This window comes from Shewanella sp. TB7-MNA-CIBAN-0143 (assembly GCF_040310065.1).
Classification (GTDB): domain Bacteria; phylum Pseudomonadota; class Gammaproteobacteria; order Enterobacterales; family Shewanellaceae; genus Shewanella.
Genome location: NZ_JBEOPL010000155.1, coordinates 1 through 239, shown reverse-complemented (window position 1 = coordinate 239; position 239 = coordinate 1). Strand labels below are relative to the sequence as shown.

Below are 239 nucleotides of genomic sequence, written 5' to 3'. Positions count from 1 at the left end.
GCTTTTTACTGCGTTATCAATCATGCTCATAACTTTTAGCCCTTGCAAAACAGTCCATATAATGTGCCTAACAAATGCAAGGCATTTTGATCAATCACGCGGTAATAGATAGTTTGGCTTTCGCGGCGAGTAGCCACTACATTGGCTTTGCGCAGTGCCGCTAGGTGCTGTGATAACGCAGACTGCGCTAGCGGTACGGCTTCGTTAAGCTGCGACACACTCATTTCGGTATCTTGTAA

Annotated in this window: 1 protein-coding gene; it reads right to left on the bottom strand. The window is 46.0% G+C overall.

Translation table 11 applies throughout. The annotated features are described in order from the left end of the window. Window positions 1-35 precede the first annotated feature (35 nt). Window positions 36-239: ArsR/SmtB family transcription factor (locus AAEY97_RS21500; protein ID WP_351001429.1), on the bottom strand; the 204-nt coding region annotated here is incomplete at its 5' end.